We start from the raw sequence: 7,663 nt of genomic DNA on the forward strand, positions 1-7,663 counted from the left end.
GCGGGAAGCGCAGCTGGCTCCAGATGTAGAGCGGCAGCGTCGGCTCGGTGCCGGCCAGGAAGAAAACGACGATGAACTCGTCGAAGGAGATCAGAAAAGAGAGCATGAAGGCCGACAGCACGGCGGGCAGGCTGAGTGGCAGCATGACGCGCCGGAACGTCGTCCAGTCGGAGGCGCCGAGATCGAGGGCGGCTTCACGGATCGTCTTGGGGATGGCGGCGAAGCGGCTGCGCATGACGACAACCGTCGTCGGCAGCGCGACGAGGATATGGCCGAGCACGATGGAAACGCGCGATGGGCCGAGGCCGATGAGATTGACCAGGATCAAGAGCGATATGCCGACGATGACGCCAGGGATCAGGATCGGCAGCCGGGCGACGGTGCTGATCGTCGCCGCAAGCGGCGAGCGGCCGTAAAGATCCATATAGGAGACAGTGATGCCGCAGAGCGTAGCGCCGGAGGCGGCGATCGCACCTATGACCAGGCTGTTCGCAAGCGCGCCGGAAAGCGCCGGATTGCCGTAGAGCGTGCGATACCAGTCAAGCGTGAATCCCTGCAGCGGAAATGCGGCCTGAATGGAGTTGTTGAACGAGAACAGAGGTATCAGCAGCACCGGCAGATAGAGGAAGACCAGATAGCCAAGCACATAGAGGCCGAGCCAACGGCCACCCGTGTTGGTGTCCGTTCGTACCTTGCTCATGCGCGGCTGCCGAATCTGCGGTCGGCGCCGCGCGCGACGAGGACCACGCAGAGGATGACCAGCATGACGCAGACCGAAAGTGCGGCGCCAAACGGCCAGTCATTGGCCTTGCCGAACTGCGACTGGATCAGCGTGCCGATCATGGTGCTGGCCGGACCGCCGACCATGGCCGGCGTGACATAGTCGCCGACCGTCGGCACGAAAACGACAAGCGCAGCAGCCAGCACGCCCGGCATGGAGTTGGGCAGCACCACCCGGCGGAAGCTGGTGAAGGGCCGCGCGCCGAGGTCGGACGCGGCTTCGAGCAGCGATTTCGGGATCGTGTCCAGCGCCACATAGATCGGCAGGATGGCGAAGGGCGCGTAGGCGTGGGCGAGCGTCACCACCACCGCGGCCGGCGTGTTGAGGAAGGCCAGCGTCGGCTCCGACCAGAGGCCGGTTTCGATGAAGGCGGAATTCAGCACGCCGTTATAGGCAAGCACGACCTTCCAGGCGAAGACGCGCAGCAGATAGCTGGTCCAGAACGGCAGCGTGACCAGGAAGAGCAGCAGGTTGCGCCGGCGCCCGGCATGGAAGGCAAGGTAATAGGCGACCGGATAGGCAGTGATGACGGTCGCCAGCGTCACCAGGCCCGCGATGACCAGCGAGCGCAGCGTCACCGTCCAATAGAGCGGATCGGTGGCCACCGTGACGAAGTTGGACAGCGTCAGGCCGACGCCGAGCAGCGAGCCGTCATTGCCCCTGAAGGCGAGGAAGATCACAAGGCCCAGCGCGAACAGGATGAGGAAGAGGGTGACCAGCCCGCCCGGCAGCAGCATGGCGAAGCGGAACACCGGCGAGATGCGGGTTTCCGGCAATGGCCGTGTTGCGACGATGGAAGACATTGGACCGCCCATCGAATTTCTGAAATTGACTAATTCTTTTTCATATTTATGAAATGGTCAAGCTGAATCGCTGTTGCGCCGCGCGCTTCGACATCAGCGTTCGAACGCGTCGAGCGTCCGGTACCAGGCGATCGTCGCGGCGACGCCGACCTGGCGGAATGCGTGGAACGGGATCGGCCGGATCGGCGACAGCGGGAACGGCAATTGGCTGGCGTCTCCGCTAGCCAGATAACTTGCCATGCGCTTGCCGAGCGCGCTCATCAGACCGACGCCTCTGCCCTGGCAGCCGACCACGGCGAGCAGGCCTTTGTCCGGTTCATGCAGGTGCGGCAGATGATCCGGCGTCATCGCAACGCGGCCGTACCAGCGCTTTTCGATCGCGATGCCGGCAAGCGTCGGATAGAGGCGAACCAGCGCACGCTCGCAGTGTGCCCAATCGGCGGCGCTCGAAGGCAACGACAGGCGACCGCGACCGCCGAGCACCATCCGGCCGTCGGGGCTCTTCCGGTAGTAGATCAGGATACGGCGGGAATCGGAAACCGCTTGCCCGCCGGGCAGGATGTTCGCGGCAAGGTAAGCCGGCAGCGGCGCGGTGGCGATCTGGAAGGAATGCAGCGGCACGATTGTCCGGGCGAGGCCGGGCAGCAGACCGTCGGTGTAGGCATTGGTCGCAAGCACGACCGATCTGGCGCGCAAATCAGCCCCGGCTTGCGTTGAAACCCGCCAAAATCCGGCTTCCTTGCCAAGTTTAACCACCCTCTGCTGTTCCGCGACCTTCGCGCCGGCGACTGAAGCGACGCGTGCGAGCTCCAGCGTGTAGGAGAGCGGATCGATGACACCGGCGCGGCGGTCGAGCCAGCCGCCGAGATAGCCCTTGGCGCCGGTCATCGCCGCGATGTCGGCCTTGTCGAGCAGCCTGACATCGGCACCGCGCGCCCGCCATTGGCGATCCCTGTTCGCTGCCGCCGCCAAAGCGGCCTCGGTGTGCGCGGCCTGGATCCAGCCGTTGCGGGTGAAGGGCACCGCGAGCTTCTCGTCGCGGATCACATCGAACACCGCGTCGGCGGTCGAAGCGGCGAAGTCGACAAGGGCTTCGCCCCGCTCCTTGCCGAAATGACTGAGCAGCCATTCCGGATCGTATTTGAGGCCGGGAATGACCTGGCCGCCATTCAAGCCCGAGGCGCCCTGCCCGATCGCACCGGCATCCAGCACTTGCACGGAGAGGCCGGCGCGCGCCGCGTGCAGGGCGGTCGACAGGCCCATGATGCCTCCGCCGACGATGATCGCGTCAAGCGTACCGCCGGTCGAAAGCTGCGGCGTGAATGCCATCGTCGTCTCAGGCCTGCGCCAGACGGGATCGGAAAAGGCTGCGGGCAAGTATCACCTAAGGCGCTAGCGTTTTGTGAAAATCCTATTGGCTATTTCATACATTTGAAAGACCGGTTCACTGGGCCACCCGATGGGCAGGACTGGGGACAAGCGCATGGCTGGCCCCATGAAGGATTGCCATCAACAGGATGGACGTGTCGGCGAAATCCGGAGAAAGTGCCGCGCGCAATCGAGGAAGGAATATCCGCCATGGCCGACCAAACCCGCCTGCCCTCCGACGGCCTTTTCATCGGCCGGGTCAGGACCAGCGAGGCGTCCCATCCGCTGGTGGTCTCGGTGCGCGACGGCCAGGTCATCGACATCACGTCGAGCGTGGCGCCCACGGTACGCGATCTCTGCGAGCTGAAGGACCCGGCCGGGCACGTCCGTTCGGCCAAGGGCAAGCCGATCGGCGCGCTCGCGGACATCGCGGCGAACAGCTTCGAAGCCCGACGCGACGCGAAGCAGCCTTTCCTGCTCTCCCCTGTCGACCTGCAAGCGGTGAAGGCCTCCGGCGTCACCTTCGTCGTCAGCCTGCTCGAGCGCGTCATCGAGGAGCAGGCGCGCGGCTCGGCGGAAAAGGCAGACGCGATCCGCGCCGATATCGCCGGGCTGATCGGCCACGACCTCTCGAAGCTCAAGCCCGGCTCGCCTGAGGCGATGGAGATCAAGGCCAAGCTGATCCAGCGCGGTGCCTGGTCGCAATATCTGGAAGTCGGCATCGGCCCGGACGCGGAGATCTTCACCAAGTGCCAGCCAATGGCTTCCGTCGGCTTCGGCGCCGATGTCGGGTTGCATCCCGTCTCCACCTGGAACAATCCGGAACCGGAGATCGCCATGATCGCCGACAGTTCGGGCCGCATCGTCGGCGCCACGCTCGGGAACGACGTCAATCTGCGCGATGTCGAAGGGCGCTCGGCCCTGCTGCTCGGCAAGGCCAAGGACAACAATGCGTCCGCGGCGCTCGGGCCGTTCATCCGGCTGTTCGACGAGACCTTCTCCATCGAGGATGTCAAGCGCGCCACGGTGCGGCTGAGCGTCGAGGGCGAGGACGGTTTCTCGCTGGAGGGCGCAAGCTCCATGGCGGAAATCAGCCGCTCGCCGGAAGAGCTGGTGAAGGCCGCCATGGGACCGCATCACCAGTATCCCGACGGGCTGGCGCTTTATCTTGGCACCATGTTCGTGCCGTCGAAGGATCGCGGCGAGAAGGGCAAGGGTTTTACCCACAAGATCGGCGACATCGTCACCATCTCTTCGGAGAAGTTTGGCGCGTTGGTCAACCGGGTGAGGCTGTCGCCGGACTGCCCGCACTGGACCTACGGCGCCAGCCATCTCATGCGCGATTTGGCTAGGGCGGACCTGATCTGAGCGGCGGCGAAAGCAGGCCGCCGCTATCAACATAAATTTTATGCGAATGCCCCGTGACTGCCGGCGCGATCCGTTCCAAGATCGCTCCGCGGTCGGGGGGCCGCTGACATGTCCGATATACCGTTGATTTCGGTGCGCAGCGTCGCCAGGCGTCTTGGCGGCTCGGTCGCGCTTGAGGATATGAGCCTTGTCGCGGAGCGCGGCGCGATCCACGCCGTCGTCGGCGAGAGCGGCGCCGGCAAGTCGATCTTGGTGAAGGTGCTTGCCGGCATCTTGAGGCCCGATAGCGGGGTGATCGAGATCGACGGCAAGAAGGTTGCCCTCGACACCCCTGAGATTGCGCGGAAACACGGCATCGGGGCTGTGCAGCAGCAATCCGCGCTCTTTCCCGATCGCCCGGTGCTCGCCAACCTGTTCGTCAATCGCGAGCCGCTGCGTGGCGGTCTGGTCTCGCGCCGCGAAATGGAGGCCCGCAGCTTCGATCTGCTGCGCCAACTCGGCTTGGCCGCCGATGTCCGCGCTCCGCTCAGTGAGCTCGATGCGGCCGAGCGGCAGCTGGTCGGCATAGCGCGAGCGCTTCTCGAACATCCGAGGCTCCTCGTCCTGGACGAGCCTTGCGAGACGCTCGATCGCGGCCAGAGCGAGAAGCTGTTTGCTGTGCTCAACGGGTTGAAGGCCCGGGGGATGGCGGTGCTCTACGCAACGAGCCGGCTCGACGAGGCGCTCGCGATTGCCGACCAGATCACTCTCATGCGCAACGGCCGCGACGTGCTGTCCAAGGCGCGTTCGGAGTTGACGGCATCCGAGGAAGCCATGATGGGGCAATTGCGGCAGACGCTGTTCCCGCTGCCTTTGCGGTCGCTGTCGAACATAGCCGGCACGCTGCGGCCACAGCTGACGGTCGCCGGATTGAGCGGCGGCAGGCTGACCGACATCGACCTTACCGCCCGCGCCGGCGAAATCGTCGGCCTTGCCGGGCTCGCCGGGTCCGGCGTGTCGGACCTGCTTGCCATGCTGTTCGGGCAACGCAGGGCGCGCAAGGGCAAGGCGCGGTTTCCGGATGGCGACCGCCTGCCGAGGAGTCGCCCGGAAGCCGCACGGCGGGGCATTTGCCTCATCCGCCGACAGGGCGACGACGATCTGATGGCCGACAAATCCATCGCCTTCAACCTGTCCAGCGTGATCGTCGGCGCGCGCGACTGGGGCCGGCGCTGGCTTTCGCCGGAACTGGCCAGCGAGCGCGCGGCGCGACAGATCGAGGCGCTGCGCATGCGCTGCGACCCCCACGAACTGGTCGGCTCGCTCTCGACTGGCGGCCGGCAGAAGGTAGCGATCGCCAGATGGCTGGAGATCGGGCCGCAGGTCGTGCTGCTCGACGATCCAGCGCGCGGCATCGACATCGCCAGCAAGCAGGAAATCTACGGCCTGATCAGGCAACTGGCGGCGAGCGGATGCATCGTGATGCTGCATTCGAGCGAGCCGGCGGAACTAACGGGTCTTTGCGATCGCGTGCTTGCCTTCCATCGCGGCCGGATCGCCGGCGAGTTGGCCGGCGCGGACATGGATGCGCTTGCCGTTCGCGGGCTGATCAATGGCGATAAACCGGTCGGCCCCAGTGAACAGGCCACGCCAAGCCGAAGGAATGCGGCATGACGAAGATCGAAACCGTTCCTCGACTGGCGGGGTCGGCCACGCACAAGCCACGGCGGAGCCTGCGCCTGCCGGCGGAGACCGGCATTGTCGTCGCGCTGGCCGTTCTCGTCGGGCTGCTTGGCTGGGCGCATCGCCCCTTCCTCGAACCGGCCAATCTGATTTCGCTGCTGGAGCAGGCCGCCCTGCCCGGCCTGCTCGCCATCGGCATGGTGTTCGCGCTCACCGTGCGCGAGATCGATGTTTCCGTCGGCGCCGTGTTCCATCTTGCGGCAGTTGCCGCTGCCCTGCTGATGACGGCCGGGGCCGACCCATGGCTGTCGGCATTCGCCGGCATCGCGCTCGGCGCCGTCATCGGCCTTGGCAACGGGCTGGTCGCGCTCACGCTGCGCGTGCCGGCGCTGATCGTGACGCTCGGCACATGGTGGATGATCGACGGCCTGTCGCTGGTCCTTGGCAAGGGACAGGCCATCGCCCTGCCTGCGGGAGACGGCAATTCGCGCGCAGCGCTTTCCGGCAAGGCCTTCGGTGGCGTGCCGGCCACGGTCGTGATCTTCGTGCTGCTGGCGCTCGTGCTGCATGTCGTGCTCACCCGCACGCGTTTCGGGTATCGGGCGCAGGCGACCGGCAGCAATCCAGAGGCAGCCGCCCATGCCGGCATCGCCACCGGCAAGGTCCGGCTGACGGCGCTGGCGCTGATGGGCGCGATAGCCGCGCTGGCCGGCATCATCCATCTTGGCGCGCATGGCGCTGTTGCACCCGCTGACGGCAACGGCCTGACACTCGTAGCGATCGCCGCCGCGCTGCTTGGCGGCACAAGGCTGTCGGGAGGGCATGGCAGCGTCATCGGCGCGGCCACAGGTGTGCTGGTCATCCAGATGGTGCTGAGCGGCATGACGCTGCTTGGCGTCGACGCCGTATGGACGAACTTCGCCGTCGGCGCCCTGCTGGTGGTTGCGCTGGCGGTCGACTGGCTCGGCAGGACATGGCGCAACCGGCGCGCCGATCGCAGGCATGCCGTCCCGCGCGGCTAGAGCCCCGCCTCATAGAAATATCCCCACGGCTGATGCGATCTGATGGGATTGCTGATGGCGCGAGCGCCTGTGCCAACATCCATTGGCGATGGAGGCTTGCCATCGGCCGAAAAAGGGAATGCTCTAAAAGCATCCAGTCGGCGCTGGCAGGAGATGCGGTCCTTGCGATTTGCATGGCGCCTGATCTGGACGTGGTTTTCAACATGGGAGGAAATCGAATGCTTTCGAGGCTACGACTGCTCGTGCTTGGCTTGATCGCGGCAATCGCCATTCCGGCGATGGCCGAGGCCAAGACATTCTACTGGATTTCGCATGGCGGCCCGGCCGACCCGGTCTGGACCTACTTCCTGGCCGGCGCCAAGCAATGGGCGAAGGACACCGGCAACACGGTCAACACGTCATTCCACAATGGCGACGTTGCCTCGCAGCAGGAAGCGGTTCGCGCCGCGATCGCCGCCAAGGCTGACGGCATCGTCACAACCAGCCCCGATCCGGGCAGCCTGGTGGAACTCGCCAAGGAAGCGCGCGCCGCCAACATTCCGATCATCAATTTCAACACCCCCGACCCCAAGGCGAACTTCAACGCGTACGTCGGCGGCGACAATGTCACCTTCGGCAAGCACTGGGCGCAGTATCTGGTCGACAAGGGCCTGGTGAAG

Annotated in this window: 7 protein-coding genes; 4 read left to right on the forward strand and 3 right to left on the reverse strand. The window is 65.5% G+C overall.

What is annotated here, in order from left to right:
* The 3 genes from Q0L57_RS00145 to Q0L57_RS00155 form a co-directional block, all read right to left on the reverse strand.
* A partial coding sequence (locus Q0L57_RS00145; RefSeq protein WP_296736103.1) for an ABC transporter permease occupies positions 1–700 on the reverse strand: 700 nt, incomplete at its 3' end.
* Positions 697–1,584, reverse strand: coding sequence for an ABC transporter permease (locus Q0L57_RS00150; protein WP_296736105.1), 888 nt, complete (start codon positions 1,582–1,584; stop codon positions 697–699). The genes Q0L57_RS00150 and Q0L57_RS00145, both read right to left, overlap by 4 nt.
* 93 nt (positions 1,585–1,677) lie before the next feature.
* Entirely contained in the window at positions 1,678–2,913 is a 1,236-nt protein-coding gene (locus Q0L57_RS00155; protein ID WP_296736106.1) for an FAD-dependent oxidoreductase, read from the reverse strand.
* Positions 2,914–3,162: 249 nt separating this feature from the next.
* On the opposite strand from Q0L57_RS00155, the gene Q0L57_RS00160 reads away from it, so the two are divergent.
* From Q0L57_RS00160 to Q0L57_RS00175, 4 genes are all read left to right on the forward strand, one after another.
* Positions 3,163–4,320 (forward strand): fumarylacetoacetate hydrolase family protein, encoded by a 1,158-nt coding sequence (locus tag Q0L57_RS00160; RefSeq protein WP_296736108.1) that lies wholly within the window; start codon positions 3,163–3,165, stop codon positions 4,318–4,320.
* Positions 4,321–4,428: 108 nt separating this feature from the next.
* Positions 4,429–5,973 carry a sugar ABC transporter ATP-binding protein gene (locus Q0L57_RS00165; protein WP_296736110.1) on the forward strand — a complete coding sequence of 515 codons (1,545 nt, stop codon included), beginning with the start codon at positions 4,429–4,431 and terminating at the stop codon, positions 5,971–5,973.
* Positions 5,970–7,004 (forward strand): ABC transporter permease, encoded by a 1,035-nt coding sequence (locus Q0L57_RS00170; protein ID WP_296736112.1) that lies wholly within the window; start codon positions 5,970–5,972, stop codon positions 7,002–7,004. The genes Q0L57_RS00165 and Q0L57_RS00170 overlap by 4 nt, the downstream gene beginning before the upstream one ends.
* A 218-nt stretch (positions 7,005–7,222) precedes the next feature.
* A partial coding sequence (locus Q0L57_RS00175) for a substrate-binding domain-containing protein (protein ID WP_296736114.1) occupies positions 7,223–7,663 on the forward strand: 441 nt, incomplete at its 3' end.

The organism is Mesorhizobium sp., from assembly GCF_024509055.1.
Classification (GTDB): Bacteria; Pseudomonadota; Alphaproteobacteria; order Rhizobiales; family Rhizobiaceae; genus Mesorhizobium.

Bases quoted from the DNA above. Each gene is read 5' to 3' on its own strand.
- Q0L57_RS00150 (WP_296736105.1), bottom strand. From the start codon at position 1,584: ATGTCTTCCATCGTCGCAACACGGCCATTGCCGGAAACCCGCATCTCG.
- Q0L57_RS00155 (WP_296736106.1), bottom strand. From the start codon at position 2,913: ATGGCATTCACGCCGCAGCTTTCGACCGGCGGTACGCTTGACGCGATC.
- Q0L57_RS00160 (WP_296736108.1), top strand. From the start codon at position 3,163: ATGGCCGACCAAACCCGCCTGCCCTCCGACGGCCTTTTCATCGGCCGG.
- Q0L57_RS00165 (WP_296736110.1), top strand. From the start codon at position 4,429: ATGTCCGATATACCGTTGATTTCGGTGCGCAGCGTCGCCAGGCGTCTT.
- Q0L57_RS00170 (WP_296736112.1), top strand. From the start codon at position 5,970: ATGACGAAGATCGAAACCGTTCCTCGACTGGCGGGGTCGGCCACGCAC.